22 protein-coding genes are annotated in these 18,652 nt (G+C 71.9%); 17 read left to right on the top strand and 5 right to left on the bottom strand.

All coding sequences use genetic code 11. From position 1 onward, the window contains the following. Positions 1-136 precede the first annotated feature (136 nt). Complete coding sequence (locus ACN6LD_RS29560) at positions 137-337, top strand: SCO2195 family GlnR-regulated protein (protein WP_319197147.1); 201 nt, start codon at positions 137-139, stop codon at positions 335-337. A gap of 78 nt (positions 338-415) precedes the next feature. Beyond that, positions 416-1,120, top strand: coding sequence for a DUF4191 domain-containing protein (locus ACN6LD_RS29555; protein ID WP_306952972.1), 705 nt, complete (start codon positions 416-418; stop codon positions 1,118-1,120). 211 nt (positions 1,121-1,331) lie between these two features. On the opposite strand, the gene ACN6LD_RS29550 is transcribed toward ACN6LD_RS29555, so the two are convergent. Continuing rightward, entirely contained in the window at positions 1,332-1,799 is a 468-nt protein-coding gene (locus ACN6LD_RS29550) for an RDD family protein (RefSeq protein WP_057583345.1), read from the bottom strand. A gap of 197 nt (positions 1,800-1,996) precedes the next feature. Between ACN6LD_RS29550 and glnA the strand changes: the two genes are divergently transcribed. Then, complete coding sequence (glnA, locus tag ACN6LD_RS29545) at positions 1,997-3,406, top strand: type I glutamate--ammonia ligase (protein ID WP_319197153.1); 1,410 nt, start codon at positions 1,997-1,999, stop codon at positions 3,404-3,406. Between the two features lie 247 nt (positions 3,407-3,653). Here the strand turns inward: glnA and ACN6LD_RS29540 are convergent, their stop codons facing one another. Next, positions 3,654-4,172 carry a lactococcin 972 family bacteriocin gene (locus tag ACN6LD_RS29540; protein WP_319197155.1) on the bottom strand — a complete coding sequence of 173 codons (519 nt, stop codon included), beginning with the start codon at positions 4,170-4,172 and terminating at the stop codon, positions 3,654-3,656. Between the two features lie 332 nt (positions 4,173-4,504). Between ACN6LD_RS29540 and ACN6LD_RS29535 the strand changes: the two genes are divergently transcribed. From ACN6LD_RS29535 to pspAB, 4 genes are all read left to right on the top strand, one after another. Beyond that, entirely contained in the window at positions 4,505-4,762 is a 258-nt protein-coding gene (locus ACN6LD_RS29535; RefSeq protein ID WP_319197157.1) for an SCO2583/SCO2584 N-terminal domain-containing protein, read from the top strand. 14 nt (positions 4,763-4,776) lie between these two features. Next, positions 4,777-6,108 (top strand): HEAT repeat domain-containing protein, encoded by a 1,332-nt coding sequence (locus tag ACN6LD_RS29530; RefSeq protein WP_445044799.1) that lies wholly within the window; start codon positions 4,777-4,779, stop codon positions 6,106-6,108. 162 nt (positions 6,109-6,270) lie between these two features. Next, positions 6,271-7,191 carry a zinc metalloprotease HtpX gene (gene htpX, locus ACN6LD_RS29525; RefSeq protein WP_445044798.1) on the top strand — a complete coding sequence of 307 codons (921 nt, stop codon included), beginning with the start codon at positions 6,271-6,273 and terminating at the stop codon, positions 7,189-7,191. A gap of 5 nt (positions 7,192-7,196) precedes the next feature. Further along, positions 7,197-7,811, top strand: coding sequence for a PspA-associated protein PspAB (gene pspAB, locus ACN6LD_RS29520; protein WP_319186921.1), 615 nt, complete (start codon positions 7,197-7,199; stop codon positions 7,809-7,811). A 58-nt stretch (positions 7,812-7,869) separates the two neighbouring features. On the opposite strand, the gene ACN6LD_RS29515 is transcribed toward pspAB, so the two are convergent. Further along, the gene (locus ACN6LD_RS29515; protein WP_319186920.1) at positions 7,870-8,157 is read right to left on the bottom strand and encodes a hypothetical protein; all 288 of its coding nucleotides are present in this window, start codon (positions 8,155-8,157) and stop codon (positions 7,870-7,872) included. Positions 8,158-8,468: 311 nt separating this feature from the next. Between ACN6LD_RS29515 and ACN6LD_RS29510 the strand changes: the two genes are divergently transcribed. Further along, the gene (locus ACN6LD_RS29510) at positions 8,469-9,653 is read left to right on the top strand and encodes a winged helix DNA-binding domain-containing protein (protein WP_319186919.1); all 1,185 of its coding nucleotides are present in this window, start codon (positions 8,469-8,471) and stop codon (positions 9,651-9,653) included. A 175-nt stretch (positions 9,654-9,828) separates the two neighbouring features. Here ACN6LD_RS29510 and ACN6LD_RS29505 read toward each other — a convergent pair whose 3' ends face one another. After that, on the bottom strand, positions 9,829-10,143 hold the full coding sequence (locus ACN6LD_RS29505; protein WP_319186918.1) for a hypothetical protein: 315 nt from the start codon (positions 10,141-10,143) through the stop codon (positions 9,829-9,831). A 284-nt stretch (positions 10,144-10,427) separates the two neighbouring features. On the opposite strand from ACN6LD_RS29505, the gene ACN6LD_RS29500 reads away from it, so the two are divergent. Together ACN6LD_RS29500 and ACN6LD_RS29495 are read left to right on the top strand one after the other, a co-directional pair. Next, positions 10,428-10,787: an arsenate reductase family protein gene (locus tag ACN6LD_RS29500; RefSeq protein WP_319186917.1), complete on the top strand. Its 360-nt coding sequence runs from the start codon at positions 10,428-10,430 to the stop codon at positions 10,785-10,787. Positions 10,788-10,935: 148 nt separating this feature from the next. Beyond that, positions 10,936-11,661 (top strand): hypothetical protein, encoded by a 726-nt coding sequence (locus ACN6LD_RS29495; RefSeq protein ID WP_445044797.1) that lies wholly within the window; start codon positions 10,936-10,938, stop codon positions 11,659-11,661. Between the two features lie 3 nt (positions 11,662-11,664). Here the strand turns inward: ACN6LD_RS29495 and ACN6LD_RS29490 are convergent, their stop codons facing one another. After that, the gene (locus tag ACN6LD_RS29490) at positions 11,665-12,510 is read right to left on the bottom strand and encodes an alpha/beta fold hydrolase (RefSeq protein WP_445044796.1); all 846 of its coding nucleotides are present in this window, start codon (positions 12,508-12,510) and stop codon (positions 11,665-11,667) included. 161 nt (positions 12,511-12,671) lie between these two features. Here ACN6LD_RS29490 and ACN6LD_RS29485 point away from each other — a divergent pair, with 161 nt between their 5' ends. The 7 genes from ACN6LD_RS29485 to ACN6LD_RS29455 all read left to right on the top strand — a co-directional run bounded on the left by ACN6LD_RS29485 (position 12,672) and on the right by ACN6LD_RS29455 (position 18,477). Continuing rightward, entirely contained in the window at positions 12,672-13,121 is a 450-nt protein-coding gene (locus tag ACN6LD_RS29485; protein ID WP_445044795.1) for a MarR family winged helix-turn-helix transcriptional regulator, read from the top strand. A 276-nt stretch (positions 13,122-13,397) separates the two neighbouring features. Further along, positions 13,398-14,429, top strand: coding sequence for a glutamine synthetase (gene glnII / locus ACN6LD_RS29480; RefSeq protein WP_319186913.1), 1,032 nt, complete (start codon positions 13,398-13,400; stop codon positions 14,427-14,429). 178 nt (positions 14,430-14,607) lie between these two features. Continuing rightward, positions 14,608-14,730: a hypothetical protein gene (locus tag ACN6LD_RS29475; protein ID WP_266728206.1), complete on the top strand. Its 123-nt coding sequence runs from the start codon at positions 14,608-14,610 to the stop codon at positions 14,728-14,730. 82 nt (positions 14,731-14,812) lie between these two features. Then, the gene (locus ACN6LD_RS29470) at positions 14,813-15,394 is read left to right on the top strand and encodes a winged helix-turn-helix domain-containing protein (RefSeq protein ID WP_319186912.1); all 582 of its coding nucleotides are present in this window, start codon (positions 14,813-14,815) and stop codon (positions 15,392-15,394) included. Positions 15,395-15,460: 66 nt separating this feature from the next. After that, entirely contained in the window at positions 15,461-16,498 is a 1,038-nt protein-coding gene (locus ACN6LD_RS29465) for an NAD-dependent epimerase/dehydratase family protein (protein WP_445044794.1), read from the top strand. A 51-nt stretch (positions 16,499-16,549) separates the two neighbouring features. After that, entirely contained in the window at positions 16,550-17,836 is a 1,287-nt protein-coding gene (locus tag ACN6LD_RS29460; RefSeq protein WP_445044793.1) for a sensor histidine kinase, read from the top strand. Then, entirely contained in the window at positions 17,821-18,477 is a 657-nt protein-coding gene (locus tag ACN6LD_RS29455) for a response regulator transcription factor (protein ID WP_319186909.1), read from the top strand. Before ACN6LD_RS29460 ends, ACN6LD_RS29455 begins: the two co-directional genes overlap by 16 nt. The last annotated feature ends 175 nt before the right edge of the window (positions 18,478-18,652 follow it).

Genomic DNA, 18,652 nt, shown 5'->3' with positions numbered 1-18,652 from the left:
GTCAGCGTTTCGGCCCCTCGCACCGAGGCTTCATTCGCGTTTGACCGGCCGGTCACGCCCTGGTAACACCAATCAGTGACGCTGGTATCACACCACGTAGACCCGAGTCCGAGCCTTACGAGGGGGAACCTCCACCATGCAGGCCGCGCCCGTTAGCGCCACCGCCATCCCGTCCTTCACCACCGCACTGCGCGCCGTCGAGTCGCTGCTCATGAGCAGCGGACAGCGCACCGCCCGCCGCAACGCCTGGACCTCCGTCCTGGAGGACCGCCGTCGCGCCAAGGACCGTGTCGAGGCGCAGCGCATCCTCGACACCGTCACCTCCGCCCGCCCCTGAGCTCCTGCCCGCGGTTCCTCGGCCCACACCCGCCTCCTGCCGTCGTAGGCGCTCGTGGGGGCACGTAGACTTCGTGGCATGGCGAGAAGTGACAGCGCGGCGGACGCCGCCAACCCCGGGCGACTGAAGCAGATCGCCCTGACGTACAAGATGACCCGTAAGGCCGACAAGACGATCGGCCTGGTGCTCGCGGGCGTCTTCCTCCTCACCTTCGGCGTCTTTCTCGCGATCGGCTTCCTGCTCGGCCACCCGGTCTATCTGGGCATCCTGGGCTTCCTGCTCGCCTTCCTGGCGACGGCGATCGTGTTCGGACGCCGGGCCGAGCGAGCCGCCTTCGGTCAGATGGAGGGCCAGCCGGGCGCCGCCGCGGCCGTCCTCGACAACATCGGCCGGGGCTGGACGACCACTCCCGCCGTCGCGATGAACCGCAGCCAGGACGTGGTGCACCGGGCCGTCGGCAAGGCCGGCATCGTCCTGGTCGCCGAGGGCAACCCGAACCGGGTGAAGAGCCTCCTGGCCGCCGAGAAGAAGAAGATGAACCGCATCGTCGCGGACGTCCCCGTGCACGACGTGATCGTCGGCGCCGGCGAGGGCCAGGTGGAGCTGAAGAAGCTGCGCACCACCCTGCTGAAGTACCCCCGGGTGCTGGCCGGACCCCAGGTCACCGCCACCAACGACCGGCTGCGCGCGATGGGCGACCTCATGAGCAACATGCCGCTGCCGAAGGGCCCGATGCCCAAGGGCATGCGGCTGCCCAAGGGCGGCGGCGGCAAGGCCCGCTGAGCCGCCCGGCTCCGTCCCCGTCCTGCCGAACGTCACGAAGGGGCGTCCGGCCCACGCTGTCACCGTCGCGTGGGCCGGACGCCCCTTCGTCGTTCCGCCACGGCCAGGCACATCGGAAGCCAGGCGCATCGGACGGCCCGCCGCCCCGGAGGACCGGGCGCACCCCACGGCAAGAACGGGCGCACGGGACGGCCGGGGAAGGACTCGACGTTCAGAGGCGCACTTCGACCGTGCGGGCCAGCCGGTCGTGCAGACCGCGGCCGTCGCGGTCCCAGACCAGCGCCGGCACGGCCAGGCAGAGCAGGACCGTGCGCGCCACGGAGCGCAGCGGGCTGACCGCGCCGGTGTCGGCGGAGACCACGCGCAGACCGAAGAGACGCTTGCCCGGGGTGAAACCGATCGTGCCGACGGTCAGGGCGCTCATGACGAAGAAGACGAGCAGCGCCCAGTTGCCCGTGGCGGGCCGATAGCCGTCCGTGATCAAGCTGTATGCGATCAGGACGCTGAGCCCCCAGTCCAGGGCCAGCGCGCCGAGCCGTCGGCCGGGACGGGCGATCGAGCCCGGGCCCTCCTCCGGCAGACCGAGCTGCTCGCCCCGGTATCCGAAGTCGGCGCCGGCGTCCTCCATGGCCGAGCGGGGTCCGGAGAGCCACGATCCGAGTGCTTGCCTGTTGTCCACGCGTCCACGGTACTGCCCGCGTTTCGTGATGCGGACAGGTGGGGTGGACCGGGCGAGGTCCGGTTAACTTGTGCGAAACAAATGGGTCACGCCCGAGAAATCACCCGTCCCTAGGGTCGACGACAGCGTGTGCCACCGCACTGGCAGCACGAACGAACTACCACCCCGGCTCGACGGCCGGGAGTAGGAGGAGCTGGATGTTCCAGAACGCCGACGAGGCCAAGAAGTTCATCGCGGACGAGGACGTCAAGTTCGTCGACGTCCGCTTCTGCGACCTGCCGGGCGTCATGCAGCACTTCACGCTGCCCGTCGAGGCGTTCGACCCGGACGAGGAGCTCGCCTTCGACGGCTCGTCGATCCGCGGCTTCCAGGCCATCCACGAGTCCGACATGGCGCTGCGCGCCGACCTGTCGACGTCGCGCGTGGACCCCTTCCGCCGCGACAAGACGCTGAACATCAACTTCTTCATCCACGACCCGATCACGGGCGAGCAGTACTCCCGTGACCCGCGCAACGTGGCGAAGAAGGCCGAGGCGTACCTGGCGTCGACCGGTATCGCCGACACCGCCTACTTCGGTCCCGAGGCCGAGTTCTACGTCTTCGACAGCGTGCGCTTCAAGACCTCGGAGAACGAGTCCTTCTACCACATCGACTCCGAGGCCGGCGCCTGGAACACCGGTGCGCTCGAGGACAACCGCGGTTACAAGGTCCGCTACAAGGGCGGCTACTTCCCGACCCCGCCGGTCGACCACTTCGCCGACCTGCGCGCGGAGATCTCCCTGGAGCTGGCCGCGTCCGGCCTCCAGGTCGAGCGCCAGCACCACGAGGTGGGCACCGCCGGCCAGGCCGAGATCAACTACAAGTTCAACACGCTGCTCGCCGCGGCCGACGACCTTCAGCTCTTCAAGTACATCGTGAAGAACGTCGCCTGGCGCAACGGCAAGACCGCGACCTTCATGCCCAAGCCGATCTTCGGCGACAACGGCTCGGGCATGCACGTCCACCAGTCCCTGTGGAGCGGCGGCTCCCCGCTGTTCTACGACGAGACCGGCTACGCGGGTCTGTCGGACATGGCCCGCTACTACATCGGCGGCATCCTCAAGCACGCCCCGTCGCTGCTGGCCTTCACCAACCCGACGGTGAACTCCTACCACCGTCTGGTGCCGGGCTTCGAGGCTCCGGTCAACCTGGTGTACTCGCAGCGCAACCGTTCCGCGGCCATGCGTATCCCGATCACGGGCTCCAACCCGAAGGCCAAGCGCGTCGAGTTCCGCGCGCCCGACTCCTCCGGCAACCCGTACCTGGCGTTCTCCGCCCTGCTGATGGCCGGCCTGGACGGCGTCAAGAACAAGATCGAGCCGGCCGAGCCGATCGACAAGGACCTCTACGAGCTGGCCCCCGAGGAGCACGCGGGCGTCGCGCAGGTCCCGACCTCGCTCCCGGCCGTCCTCGACCGCCTCGAGTCGGACCACGAGTTCCTGCTCGCCGGCGACGTCTTCACGTCCGACCTGATCGAGACGTGGATCGACTACAAGCGCACGAACGAGATCGCCCCGCTGCAGCTCCGCCCGCACCCGCACGAGTTCGAGCTGTACTTCGACGTGTGATATCGCCCCAGGTCAGAGCGGGTTTCCGCTCCCCTGGGCGGTGTGTGGGCCGTCGGCCGTGTCCTTCCTCGCCCGACGGCCTTTTGCTGCCCGGCCGGCGAGGAACGGGACGCCCTGGCGCTCATGGACACGGTGGGAAACCAACAAGGCTCCTGTGCCGGCGAGTGGAGACGTCGAACGCCTCACTCAACGGCACAGGAGCCTTGACGCAGCCGAGGGAGGTCAACCCTCAGCACTGCGGGCACATTTATGCATTGTCGTAATATGCGTAGCAGGTGTATGCCGCACCTTGGGTGTGGTGGGCGTAGGACGTCTCACCCTTCGCCACCCAGCCGCTCGAATGGTCGATGTTGATGACCCTGACCGTCGACTTGTGCTTCACGTCCGCGATGTAGTTGGAGTAGCACTTCCTCCCGGTTCCACCCGACGTGACCTCCTGCCCATAGCACCACCTGCCGTGAGTCACGTCCTTGCAGGTGTTCTCATTCAGCGCGGCCGGACGCTTCAGCTGCGCGGCCGAAGGGTTGATTTCCAGCTTTACGACGCCCCACTCGGAGGGGTTGCCCAGTTCCGCCGGCGGGCTGACGCCGTCACCCCTCTTGTGGACGACGGGCTGCCCGATCACGAGGCCATCGCTGGCCTCTGCCACGGCAGCGGCACCGGTTCCGCCCTGCGGGGCGTCAGCCGCTGCCGGGGCGGCAAGAGCGGAGACCGCAAGCACGGCGCCCGAAATGCCGAAAAATATCGACTTTCCAAAGTTATTCATTTTCCCCCATTTCCACCCTCGCGATCGAGGGCCAGGAAAGATCTTCAACGAGGACGCTGCGAAGGTCAAGGCTTGGCCGATTTACAGCCCCGGAACGGCCTGAAATCGCTTGCCGGGCACTGGTGTTCACGGGCGGGCCATCACACCGAGTACTCATCCTCCACCGGCATCACACGATCTCCATGCAACGGACGTGCGACCGGCCCCGGCCCGTCGGACGGCCCTGCCCCGTCGGACGGGCCGACTGCGACGCCCCCGTTTTCCGGTTTTTCCGGGCGGGGGCGTCGTCGTATGGTTTCCGGCACTGCTGTTCGACGGGGGGAGTTGCGGGTATGCCCGAACAGGACGACGGCGAGCGCGAGTTCGACCTCAGGTGGGCGGACGCCGCGACGCACAAGGAGCCCTCGGCGCGGGCCCGGATGCTGGCCGCCCGGTGGAAGGAGAACCCCCCGGAACCGGTGCCGTTCCGCGCCGATCCGGGCCCGGCGGCGCGGAGCCGCTCGTCCTGGCTGTCGACGGCACTCGTCCTGGGATGTGTGATCGGCGTGATCCTGCTGCTGGGGTACGCCCGCTTCCAGGCTCCGTACTAGAGGGGCGGCGGGGAATGTCGCAGGACATCCGGAGCGGGACGGCGGCGGCGGCGCTGCTCGCGGCGGGCACACCCGTGCGGGACGCGGTGGCCGTGGCCGATCCACGGGCCTGGCTCGCGCTGGACCAGGGAGCGCGACGGCCCGACTTGCGTGGGTGGGACGACCTGACCCACTGGGAGCGCGTCGTCCCGCTGCCGGCCGACCTCTCGCTGCTCGACGAGCCCCGGCTGGCGCTGGCCCTGTGCCATCGCGACGGCCGGACGCGCGAGGCGGCGCTGGGACCGGCCGCCCGGCACGCCGGCCTGCTGCCGTTGGTCGTCGTGCGGTGCGCCGACTGGGCCGCGCCCGTGCGGGAACGGGCCCGCGAGGTCCTGGGCGAGCGGCTCGGCCCGGCCGACGCGGAGACGCTCGCGCCGCTGATCCTGCTGCTCGCCCGCCGGGACCGGGGCCGCTTCGCCGCGGACCTGCTCAGCGGGCTGCTGCGCGCCGGGCCGCGCGGCCCGCTCACCGGCCTCCTGTCCCACCCCGCCCTCCCCGTGCGCCGGTTCGCCCACCGGCTGGCGGTCGAGGAGAAGCTCCTCTCCCCCGGCGAACTCGCCCTGGCCGCCCACCGGGAGCCCGACGCCGTCGTCCAGCGCCTGTGCGCGGACGCCGTCCTGGCCTGCCTCGCGGCCGGCGGGGCGGACCCCGACGATACGATCGGGCTGCTGCTGACCGCCCGCGGTGCGGCGGTGCGCGCGGCGGGCGTGACCGCGCTGCGACGAGCGGGGGCGCCGGAGCGGGCCGCGGAGTTCCTGGGCGACCGGTCGGCTGTGGTGCGGGCGTGCGCGCGCTACGTCGTGCGGCAGCACGGCGGTGACCCGGCCGCCCGGTACCGCGAGCGGTGCGGGGCGCCGACCGTCCTCACGCCCGGGGCGGGCCTTGCATCCGGGGTGGGACTCACGCCCGGGACCGTCCTCGGGCTGGCGGAGTGCGGCGACCGTGCCGACGCTGAGGTGCTGTGGCCGCTGGTCCGGCACCCGGACGCGCGCGTACGGTCCCGGGCGGTGGCCGGGCTGCGGATGCTCGACGCCGACGACGTGCGGCTGTTGTGGCCGCTGCTCGACGATCCGGCCCCGGGCGTGGTGCGGGAGGTCGTCGCCTCGGTGCTGCCCTCGGCGGAGGCGGTTCCGGCGCCCTGGCTGGCCGAGCGGGTCGGCGCCGGTCGGCCCGCGCATGTGCGGTTGGCCGCGTTCCGGCTGCTCGTCCGGCGCGGCGGGGACCTGCGCCGCGGCGCTCTGCTCGCCCTGCGCGACGATCCGGACCCGGAGCTGCGCACGCGGGCCGCGCAGGTTGCGGAGCTCTGAGACGACGCCGGTGCCCGGCGGACCGGGCCGGTGACGCCGGGCGGCCGCACCGGCCGTGCACAGGGAGGTTTTGCTCCGCCTGGGGCCGTTACGGGGCCGTTCATGGGGGTGGGGCGGTGCACACTGGCAGTGGGACGAGTGCCTGACTGCGGGGTGATGCAGATGCAGAGCCGTTTCCGGAGCGATCGGCGGCTGACCGTGCGGATGACGGTCACGTTGTTCCTGCTCGGACTGTTGTACGTAGCGTTCGTCGCCGCGTTGATCGTGTTGCTGAAGTCCTGGGTGCTGGTCGTGGTCGTGGCGGCGGGGATGCTCGGCGCGCAGTACTGGTTCTCCGACCGGGTCGCCCTGTTCGCGATGCGCGGGCGGGTCGTGGAGCCGGAGGAGTATCCCGAGCTGCACGCCGTGATCGACCGGCTGTGCGCCATCGCCGACCTGCCCAAGCCGGTGGTCGCCGTCTCCGACCTGGGCATGCCGAACGCGTTCGCGACGGGGCGCAGTCCCGAGCACGCGGTGGTGTGTGTGACGACGGGCCTGCTGCGGCGGCTGGAGCCGGCCGAGCTGGAGGGCGTCCTCGCGCACGAGCTGTCCCATGTGGCGCACAAGGACGTCGCCGTGATCACCGTCGCGTCGTTCCTCGGTGTGATCGCCGGACTGATCGTGCGCTTCGCTTTCTACTCGCAGGTGTTCGGCGGCGGGCGCAGGGACCAGAACACCGCCGCGGTCTTCGCCGCGGTGATGGGCGTCTCGGCGGCCGTGTACGCGCTCAGCTTCCTCATGATCCGCGCCCTGTCGCGGTACCGGGAGCTGGCGGCGGACCGGGCAGCGGCGCACCTGACCGGCCGTCCCTCGGCGCTCGCCTCCGCGCTGACGAAGGTCTCCGGCGACATCGCCCGTATCCCCACGAAGGACCTGCGGACGGCCCAGGCGTTCAACGCCTTCTACTTCACCCCGGCGCTGGGCGCCGAGCCCGGTGTGGCAGGGCTGTTCTCCACCCACCCGAGCCTGGAGCAGCGGCTCGACCAGCTGGGCCGGATCTCCGCGGAGCTGGGCGAGGCGGCCACGCCCGGAAGGGCGGGCTGACGGGCATGGGATTGCTGGACATCCTGCTGGGCCGGACGAAGCCGGTCGCGCCCGACCTCGATCAGCTGTTCGCGCTGCCCTCGGCGGCGGTGACGCTGGAGGCGGCGGCCGGATTCACCCCCACCGGGCGGGGCGCCGTGTGTTTCGCGACCGTCGAGGGCTCGGCCTTCGAGCAGACGCACCGCGAGGTGCAGGCGCTCCTCGACGCCGACACCGAGCGCACCGGTCCTCCGGTACGGCTTCTGCGGGACGACTACGGCTACTCCTGGCTGGTCTCCGAGCGCGCCCCCGACGAGCTGGCGCTGCTGGTCAACGATCTGCACGCGGTGAACAGCGCGATGGAGGTCAACGGTTTCGGGCCCCAACTGCTCTGCTCGCTCGCCGGGTTCGAGAGGGCGGCAAGCCCGTCGGCGGGGCCCCGGGGGGCGGACGGGCAGCGGCTGGCTCTGGTGTACCTGTACAAGCGGGGGGCCTACTACCCGTTCGCGCCGCTGCCCGGCGCGGGGCAACGGCGCGACAACGCACTGGAGTTGCAGGTGAAGGCCGCCCTGACGAACGACCTGCGGATCGAGCCGGACCTGAGCCGCTGGTTCCCGGTGTGGGGAGCCCCCGGCCTGTAGGGCCTGCCCAGCGGTCGGACAGGCCCTACCGGTCGGACGGCCTCACCGGTCGGACGGCCTACTTGCCGCCCTCGTCACGGCGGTGCCGCAGGGGACGCTCGCGGCGGTAGCGGCGCTCCCACTTGGCCTGCAGGTCGCGGCGCTCGCGGTACGCCTTGTACGAGGTGGGCGTCGCGGCTGCCGGGCCCGGGGCCTGACCGGGCGCGGAGGACGAGGTCGGCGCGGCCGCCCCGAGCCCGTACCGCACGTACAGGAAGAGCACGGCGACGGCGGCGAGCCAGTAGAGCGGGTGGCCGAATCCCAGGACCACCAGGACGACGGCTGCGGAGAGGACGACGGTGCCCATGGCGTGCCTCCTTCCTGGGCGGGGACGGTTACTGAGTGTGGCGGTAGGGGCGGGGTGGGGTCTCAGAATACGAGATCCGTCACTCACCGTGCATCTCCTTTTTCCGCGCGCGGGAGTGCGGCCAGGAGCGGTTCCCGTTCCCGGGACCTCGCGCCGGGGCCGGACGGCGTGGTGGGCGGCGGCCGCCGATTGCCCTTCACGGCGGCCGATCGTCGGTGACGGCGGCCGGTTGTCAGTGGTGTCGGGGAGGATCGGGTCAGGAACGGGTGACGGACGCGACGAGGCCGTGGGTCACGGGGGACGGAGGCGGGATGGGCGACGGGCTGCGGCACATCGGCGCGGAGGAGCGAAGGACCAGGCTGGCCCTGCGGCACCGGCTGGCGCCCGGGGCTCGGGTCACGACGCCGGAGGCGGTGGCCGACGCCCTGGTCGCCCTGCACGCCACGGACCCGGCGACGGTGTACCTGACGGTGGGCGCCCGTCTGGCCGACCCGGCGCAGACGGTGACGCAGACCGACCGCGCGCTGTACGCCGACCGCACCCTCGTGCGCATGCACGGTATGCGGCACACGGTCTTCGTGTTCCCCACCGGGTCGACGGGCGTCGTGCACGCCTCGACCGGCATCGTGGTCGCCGCGCGGGAGCGGGCCAAGCTGCTGAAGGACATGGCGACGGCGGGCGCCCCCGACGCGGCCTGGCTGAAGGAGGTCGAGGAGTCGGCGCTGGCCGCGCTGGCCCGTCTCGGTCAGGCCACGTCGGGGGAGCTGGCCGCCGAGGAGCCGCGCCTGCGGGAGCGGTTCGTGTACGCGGCGGGCAAGCCCTACGAGGGCCTGCACAGCGTGGGGACACGGCTGCTGAAGGTGCTGGGGGTGGAGGGCAAGGTGGTCAGGGGGCGCCCGCTGGGCTCGTTCACGTCGAACCAGTTCCGCTGGGCCCTCGCTCCGCGGCATCCCGAACTGGCCCCGGCCGAGGCCCAGTCGGACCTGCTGCGGCGCTGGCTCGCCGCGTGCGGCCCGGCCACGGAGGCCGACCTGAAGTGGTGGACGGGCTGGCGGGTCACGGAGGTGCGCCGCGCTCTGACGGCGATCGGGGCGCGCGCGGTGGCCCTGGACGAGGGCACCGGGTACGTCCTCGGCGACGACGTGGAGGCCGTGCCCGGGCCGGCCGAACCGTGGGCGGCCCTGCTGCCCGGCCTCGACCCGACGGCGATGGGCTGGCAGGGCCGGGACTGGTATCTGGCCCCGGAGCTGCGCCCCGCCCTGTTCGACTACAGCGGGAACGTGGGACCGACGGTGTGGTGGAACGGCCGGGTGGTGGGCGCGTGGGCGCAGCGGGCCGACGGGGAGATCGTGTGGCGGATCCTGGACCCCTGCGATGCGGGGAGCGAGGCCGAGGCGGCGATCGCCTCGCAGGCGGCGGCGCTGGCATCGTGGCTGGGCCCGACCCGGGTGACGCCGAGGTTCAGGACGCCGATGGAGAAGGAACTGGTGAGCTGACCCCGCGCGCCGGGCCTCGCACCGGCCGGGTACGGGCCTCGCCCACCGGCCGGCGCCGACCGGCTCACGCGGACCGGCGGAGACGTCCAGCGGCCCCGGTCGGGCACACGGCACCGGCGCGTGCCGGTGCGGAAGCGCGTGGCGTTGTCGCGCGTAATGTCACCCGGCGCCCGCCTCACCGGCTGTACCGCAGCAGCGCCCGCACCATGTGGCAGGTCGTGTCCGACGGCGGATGCAGGCCGATCAGCTCCGCCGTGCTGCGGATCCGCTCGTTGCGGGCCTGGTTCGGCATATACACGCCCAGGTCGAGCAGGGCGATGGCGAGGCGCATGGCCTTGAGGCGACGGTTGTGCATGACGTACCACTCGCGCGGCCGCCCGGGCGGCAACGCCCGCTTCGGCACCGGCCCGTAGGGCAGGTCGAGCTGGACGGAACGCTTCGCGGTGGACTGGGTCGGCAACGGCTTCGGCTTCAGTGCGGCAGCGGGCACAGGCATCCTCCTGTCGCGGTCAGGGCTCGGTCCGGAATCTCCGGCCAACCCTCGAACACTGCTTACAGTTTACCGCCTGGGACTGACATCGCGCAGGCCTGAACGGGCCGTCAAAAGTCCAGGTGAGTAAGGGTTTTACGGCCGTGTCACAGCAGGTTCGGGTGAGGCGGGCGAGGCGGCGATGAAATCGAACAGAGCCAGTGGCGGGCCGACGCGACGAACCGCGACGCCACGACGCGGGCCGGCTTGCCTCCCGAGGCGGCTTCGGGGCTACCGTGACCGGCATGGAGATCTGGATCAACCCCGCCTGTTCCAAGTGCCGCAGCGCCCTCACCCTGCTCGACGCCGAGGGCGCCGACTACACCGTCCGCCGCTACCTGGAGGACGTCCCGACCGAGGACGAGATCGAGGCGGTGCTCGACCGCCTCGGCCTGGAGCCGTGGGACATCACCCGCACCCAGGAGGCCGCGGCCGAGGAGCTGGGACTGAGGGACTGGGCGCGGGACGCGGACACGCGCGGGCGCTGGATCACGGCCCTCGCCGCTCACCCGAAGCTCATCCAGCGTCCGATCATCACCGCCGACGACGGCACCGCCGTGGTGGCCCGCACCGACGAGGCCGTCCGGGACGCGCTGTCCCGGTAGCGGCAGCGGCAGCGGCAGCGGCAGCGGCAGCGGCAGCGGCAGCGATGTGTGACGCACGCCACTCGGGCTGACTCCTGGGTCTCTGAGCAACCTCGTTCGGTATCTCGTACATAGCGGCGTACGCTCCCCTACCTCTCAGGAGGCGCGCATGTCGCGCAGGAGAACTGTCGGCACGAAGAAGAAGATCGCGCTGCTCGTCAGCGCGGCGGCGGTCGCGGGCGGCGGCGCCTTCGCCATGGCGAACACCTCGAACGCCGCCCAGACCCCGCAGAACGCCACGCCGCTGTCCGCCGCGAACTCGACGGTGTGTCAGGGCCTCGCCACCGCCCTCGGCAACAACCAGAAGTTCATCGACGGCCAGCGGGCGGCCCCGGACGCCCAGTCCCAGGCCCGCATCGCCAACCGCGAGGCCGTCATCACGCAGATCAAGGTGCAGCAGAAGGCGTCCGGGTGCGCCGTCGGGGAGTCGGCTCAGGACTCCCAGACGGGCGGCGCCCAGGCCGGCGGCACCCAGGCCGGAGGGGCGCAGAGCGGCGGCGCCCAGGCGACCCAGCCCTCGCAGGCGGCCTCCGCCCCTGCGGGCGGCACCGGGAACAACGGCAACGCGGGAAACGGCGCCGCCTCCGGTCAACAGGTCTGCAACGGCTCCACGGTCACCCTTTCCGGGGAGGGCGGGGCCCCGGCCGCGTCGAGCAACCAGTTCCCGGCGGGGACCAAGCTGAAGGTCACCAACCTGGACAACAACAAGTCCACGACCGTCGAGGTGACCTCGGTCTCCGGTAGCTGCGCCCTGCTCAACGACGCGGCCTTCGAACTCGTCCGTGAACCGGGCAAGTTCCTGATCCGCCGGGCCGTGATCGAGAAGGTGGGGTGAGGCTCAGCCGCCGAGAAACCCGGTGAGACGGCGGCCCGTTCCGGAGGGCGCGGCAGACGGCAGCGCGTGATGGGAGACGTCCTGCAGGACGATCGTCCCGAGTTCGCGCACCGTCTCGCCCGCCCGGGCCGCCAGGGTGCGCGCGTCATGGGTCCTGCTGTTCGCGGCCACGAGCAGCAGGACCGGCGCACGCAGCCCCCGCAGCGCCTCGGACGAGGGTCGCGGGCCGGTGGCCGGTCGCCCCGCCGGGAATCCGGCGGCCGCCTCCTGGAGCCGCAGCCAGTCCGGGTCCAGCGCCGCTCCCCCGGTCTCCCACCGCAGGAAGGCGCGCACCCTGCGCGGGGTGGGCCGCACGAGCATCGGCAGGGCGCGCAGCAGGTACGCCGCCTCGTACCCGGCGAAGCACTGGGTCGGGTCGAGGAGGAACAGGCGGCGTACGCGGGCGGGGGCGCGCAGGGCGAGGCGGAGGGCGATCCACCCGCCGTAGGAGTGACCGCCGACGTCGGTCCGCCCGATCTCCAGGCCCGCCAGCACCGCGTCAAGCCAGTCGTCGAGGTCGGCGGCGGTCCGCACCCCGCTCGCCGCGGTCCGCCCCGCCGCGCCCGCCAGGTCCACTGCGTACACCCGTCGCACCCGCGCGAGTTCGGCCGCCTGGGCGAACCAGGACGCGGAGGTCGCGCCTCCGCCGCCGGGCAGGAGCAGCAGCGGGGGCGCGTCGCGCGGGCCGCAGACGTTGACGTAGGCCGTGCCGAACGGGGTGGGGACCCGCACGGCCTCGCGGTCGGCCGGCCACCTGGCCATCACCTTGTCGTAGGCCGCCTGGAAAGCACCGTCGTCGTACCCGCTCATGGAGTCTCCCCGCTCATGAAGTACCGCCGCTCACACGGTCCGTCCGCCCTGACGCACCGCCGCGCACGGTTCCCCGCCCATGGAGTCTTCCTGCCCTCCGTTATCATCTCGCCGAGCGAGAGAATCGCCGAGCGAGATGATATCCGGAGGAGAGCCGCCGTATGCCGACCGAGCGTCCGGAGCTGGAGACCGTCCATCTGCTGCGTGCGGTGACGGTCGAACTGGGGCTGCACAGCGCCCGGTTCGCGTACCTGCACGGCATGGACCCGACGGACGTCCGCGCGCTGATCGTCCTCATGGACGCGCGCAGGGCCGCCGATGAGGTCACCGCCGGGCGGCTCGGCGCCGCGCTCGGGCTGAACTCGGCGGGCGCCACCGCGCTCGTCGACCGCCTGGAGCGCGCCGGGCACGTCCGGCGGGCACGCGGGACCGCGGACCGGCGCAAGGTCGTCATCGAGCTGGACGAGCGTGCGGTGGAACTGGGCCAGGCCTTCTTCGGCCCGCTCATCAGCCGGGTGGCCGAGCTGCTGGGCGGGTACGACGAGCGGGAGCGGGCCGCGGTCCACGGTTTCCTGGAGGGGGTGCTCCGGGCCGCCGCGGAGAGTGACTGACGCCCCGGATGCCCCCCTGCGGACCGTTCACTCCCGTCGCATACGAGACGCCGCCGGGCCGGGACGGCCGCTCCCGGCGGCGGCGACGATGGGCCCGGCCGCCGCCTCACGCCGTGAGCCGTGCCACAGAACCACCAGGTAACACGGGGTTCACATTCGAGCAATGACCGGGAAATCGCCTGTTGACAAGCTTCCGGACAAACAGGCGGCGCCCCAGTGCCGCAGCGCCGCAGCACCCGCGAAGTGCGTCAGACACACCCCCGAAGGAAGTGGCCCGTGACCTTCAAGGCTGAGTACATCTGGATCGACGGCACCCAGCCGACGGCGAAGCTCCGTTCCAAGACGAAGATCATCGGGGGCGAGCCCGCCGGTCTCGAGGAGCTGCCGATCTGGGGCTTCGACGGGTCCTCCACGAACCAGGCCGAGGGCCACTCCTCGGACCGTGTCCTCAAGCCGGTCTTCACCTGCCCCGACCCGATCCGCGGCGGCGACGACATCCTCGTCCTGTGCGAGGTCCTCGACATCGACATGACGCCCCACGAGTCCAACACCCGTGCCGCGCTCGCCGAGGTCGCCGCGAAGTTCGGCGCGCAGGAGCCGATCTTCGGCATCGAGCAGGAGTACACGTTCTTCCAGGACGGCTACCCGCTCGGCTTCCCCAAGGGCGGCTTCCCGGCCCCGCAGGGCGGTTACTACTGCGGCGTCGGCGCGGACGAGATCTTCGGCCGCGACGTCGTCGAGGCCCACCTCGACAACTGTCTCGCCGCCGGCCTCGCGATCTCCGGCATCAACGCCGAGGTCATGCCCGGCCAGTGGGAGTTCCAGGTCGGCCCGGTCTCCCCGCTGGAGGTCTCCGACCACCTGTGGGTGGCCCGCTGGCTGCTCTACCGCACCGCCGAGGACTTCGGCATCTCCGCCACCCTCGACCCCAAGCCGGTCAAGGGCGACTGGAACGGCGCCGGCGCGCACACCAACTTCTCCACCAAGGCGATGCGCGAGGGCTACGACGCGATCATCACCGCGTGCGAGTCGCTCGGTGAGGGCTCCAAGCCGCTCGACCACGTCAAGAACTACGGCGCCGGCATCGACGACCGTCTGACGGGCCTGCACGAGACCGCCCCGTGGAACGAGTACTCCTACGGCGTCTCCAACCGCGGCGCCTCGGTCCGCATCCCGTGGCAGGTCGAGAAGGACGGCAAGGGCTACATCGAGGACCGCCGTCCGAACGCCAACGTCGACCCGTACCTGGTGACCCGTCTGATCGTGGACACCTGCTGCTCGGCGCTGGAGAAGGCCGGCCAGGTCTGATCCCCCGAACTCCCGCAAGGGGCGTCCGCCGAGTCGGCGGGCGCCCCTTGCGCGTATCCCGCACCGCCCGGGGAGCCGGGCAGCCGAGCAGCTGACTGAGGCGGAGTTCACGCCGAGGACGCGTCCAAGCTGTGAGAGGACTCTCCTGTTGCGGGCAGGTGTCTGCTTCAATGGGGCCATGGCCACCTTCCAGAAGCACACCGCGACGGGTCGCCATGACCTCGAGCCCTTCTGGCCCTCCCGTCAGCACCACGACTTCGACCGGGTGTGTTGCCGCGCGACGAACGCGCCGGCCCTCTAAAGCCGTACACCCCGGCCTTCGGCCAGCGCGCACGACGTACGTCCCTTCCGACGAACTCCTCGCGCGAAAGAGCTGACCTCTCATGGCGACCACTCGTTCCCTCTCCGCCGCTCCCTCCCCCGCCTCCCCCGCCCCGGGCGGCTCCGCCCGGCACCGGCTGCGCGCCGTCGACCGGGACGAGGTGGTGGACGTCGCGGACTTCCTGCCGCCGGGCGCCACCTGGCTGCCCGCCCCGCAGCACACGCTGCCCAGCCTGCCCGGCCGGCCGCCCATGATCGGCTACCTGGTGCTCGTCCCGGCCGACCAGCAGCCGCCGTTCCTGCCGGTGGCAGTGCCGGACCGGGCCCCGGCCGACACCGGCGCGGCCGGCGAACCCCTCGTGCGCGTCGACCCCGTGCAGCGCACCGCCGAGGTCGACGGACAGCGACTCGACCTCACCTACCTGGAGTTCGAGCTGCTCGCCCACCTTGTCGCCCACCCCGAGCGGGTGCACACGCGCGACCAGCTCGTCACCACGGTGTGGGGCTACGGCCATGTCGGGGACGGCCGCACGGTCGACGTCCACATCGCCCGACTGCGCCGCAAGCTGGGCGCCCGGCACCGCCAGTCCATCCAGACGGTGCGCCGCGTCGGCTACAAGTACACCCCGCCGACCGCCCGCTGATCCGTTCCCTCTGCCGACGGCAGAGCGCGGTTCCGTTCGGGGCGTGCACCGGGCACAGTCACCGGCATGAGACTTCTGGTGCTGGGTGGAACGGAGTTCGCGGGACGGGCCGTCGTCGAGGCGGCCCTCGGGCGCGGCTGGGAGGTGACGGTCCTCAACCGGGGACGGCAGGCGCCCGTTCCCGGCGCCCGGTCGCTGACCGGCGACCGGACCGCGCCCGGGGGCCTCGCCGCCCTGGCCGACGGCGACTGGGACGCCGTCGTCGACACATGGTCGGCGGCGCCCCGTGCGGTGCACGAGACGGCGCGGCTGCTGCGGGGCCGCGCCGGGCGATACGTGTACGTGTCGAGCTGCTCGGTGTACGCCTGGGCCCCGCCCGCCGGGTACGCCGAGGACGCCCCCCTCGTGCAGGGAGCCGCCGCCGACGCCGAACAGAGCGACTACGTCAAGGACAAGCGGGGCGGTGAGCTTGCGGTCGTCGACGCCTTCGGCGCGGACGACTCCGTCCTGGTACGGGCCGGGCTGATCCTCGGCCCGTACGAGAACGTCGGGCGGCTGCCCTGGTGGCTGACCCGGATCGCCCGCGGCGGCCCGGTCCTCGCACCCGGTCCGCACGGCCTGCCCCTGCAGTACGTCGACGTCCGCGATCTCGCCGAGTGGATCCTCGGCGCGATCGGGCAGGGGCTGAGCGGGCCGTACAACCTGATGAGCCCGCAGGGTCACGCCACGATGGGCGAACTGCTGGAGGCCTGCGTACGGGCGACCGGCTCGGACGCCGAACTGCGGTGGACGGCGCCGGAGATCGTCCTCGGCGCCGGAATCGAGCCGTGGACCGAACTGCCCGTGTGGGTGCCGCCGGGCACCGACATGCACGACGCTCTGCACGCGGCGGACGTCTCACGGGCGGTGGGAGCGGGCCTGTCCTGCCGTCCGGTGGAGGAGACCGTCGCCGACACCTGGAGCTGGCTGGCGTCCATCGGCGGCATCGCGCCCCAGCGTCCCGACCGGACCCGCAAGGGCCTCGACCCGGAGCTGGAGGCGAAAGTGCTCGCCGCGGCGAAGGGCCCGGCGGACGCTGAGGGTGTATCTGGCACCACCCCCTGACCGGGGGCTTCGGCCAGTGACCGCCGGTCCGGGCTCGGCCAGACTGACGGCATGAACACCCACACGAAGAGCGGCGACGTCGGTTCGAGGGCACGGGGGATGGCGCTCGCCGCTGTGCGGGGGCTCGCGCTCGCCGTGGTGTCGCTGCCGCTGAGCATCCTGGGCTTCTGCCTCTCCCTCGTGTCCATGGCGCTGATACCGATCGGGGTCGGCCTCGTCACCACGCCGTACGTGGTGAAGGGCGTGCGCGCCTTCGCCGACCGGCGACGAGCGCTCTCGGCGCGCTGGGGCGGGGTGAGCATCCCGTCGGCGTACCGGCCGGCGCCCGAGACCGCGAACCCGTGGACGCTCACCTTCGCGCTGCTGCGGGACCCCGCGACCTGGCGGGACCTGCGGTGGCTGCCGGTCGACATGACGGCCGGGTTCGTCACCGCGCTGCTGCCCGCCGTCCTGGTCCTCTATCCCCTGGAGGGGTTCGCGCTGCCGCTGGGGCTGTGGCGGACGATGACGGGCGGACCCTACGGCGAGTACGGACCGTACTGGTACGGTTTCGTGCCGGTCAGCGACCGGACCACGGCGTTCGGCGCCGCCGCCCTGGCCGCCGTCGTCCTCGTCGTCGCGCACCGGTACGCCGTGAGCGCCTTCCAGACCCACTTCCGCCTCACCAAGGCGATGCTCTCCCCCAGTCAGGCCGAACTCGCCGAACGCGTGCGGGTGTTGACCGAGACCCGGCGGGACGCCGTGGACACCTCCGCCGCCGAGCTGCGGCGCATCGAGCGGGATCTGCACGACGGCGCCCAGGCCCGGCTGGTGGCGATGGGCATGGACCTCGGCACCGTCGAGATGCTCGTCGACAAGAACCCCGAGAAGGCCAAGGAACTGCTCGCGCAGGCCCGTCAGTCGTCCGCCGAGGCCCTCTCCGAGCTGCGCGACCTGGTGCGCGGCATCCACCCGCCGGTGCTCGCCGAACGCGGGCTGGGCGACGCCGTGCGGGCGTTGGCGCTGCGGCTGCCGGTCGCGACGGAGGTCGACGTGGAGCTCGCGGGCCGGGCCGAGGCGCCGGTGGAGTCGGCGGCCTACTTCGCGGTGAGCGAGGCGCTCACCAACGCGATCAAGCACTCCGGAGCGGACCGGGTCTGGGTCGACCTGCGTCACTCGGACGGCAGTCTGCGGATCTCCGTCACCGACAACGGCAAAGGCGGCGCGGCGATCGGGGCGGGCACGGGGCTGGCCGGCCTCGAACGGCGACTGGGTACATTCGACGGCGTCCTGGCCGTCAGCTCTCCTGCCGGCGGTCCCACCATGGTGACCATGGAGATCCCTTGCGTGTTGTCCTAGCCGAGGACCTCTTCCTGCTGCGGGACGGTCTCGTCCGGCTGCTGGAGGCCTACGACTTCGAGATCGCCGCCGCCGTCGAGACCGGGCCCGAACTGGAGCGTGCCCTCGCCGAGCTGGAGCCGGACGTCGCGGTGGTCGACGTCCGGCTCCCGCCCACGCACACGGACGAGGGCCTGCAGTGCGCGCTCCGGGCCCGCCGGGACCGGCCCGGACTGCCGGTGCTCGTCCTCTCCCAGCACGTGGAGCAGCTGTACGCGCGCGAACTGCTCGCGGACGGCAGCGGCGGCGTCGGCTATCTGCTGAAGGACCGGGTGTTCGACGCGGAGCAGTTCGTCGACTCCGTTCGGCGGGTGGCGGCCGGCGGGACGGCGATGGACCCCCAGGTGATCCAGCAGCTGCTGGCCCGGCGCTCGCACGACGGGCAGGGTCCGGTGGACCGGCTCACCCCGCGCGAACGGGAGGTCATGGAACTGATGGCGCAGGGACGGTCGAACGCGGCGATCGCAGGCAAACTGGTCGTGACCGAGCGGGCCGTCGCCAAACACACCGCGAACATCTTCGTGAAGTTGGGCCTGGAGGTCTCCGACGACGACAACCGCAGGGTACTGGCGGTGCTGGCCTATCTGGACCGGGGTCGCTGAGCCCGCCAACTGCTGCGTCCCACGGTGGATTTGGGGTTGTTTGGCCGTACGGGATTCTCATCAATTTCTGAGCGGGCTGAACACCTGTGAGGCGTCGTGCGTAAAGGAGGGGGCAGCTTCAGCTTCACTCCTGTCGGGCGCCTCGATGCTGCCCCGCAAGGAAGTCAGAGGAGTT

Source organism: Streptomyces sp. SAS_272 (assembly GCF_052543235.1).
Note: the sequence above shows the minus strand (reverse complement) of the source record. Positions and strands in the feature narration are given on the sequence as shown.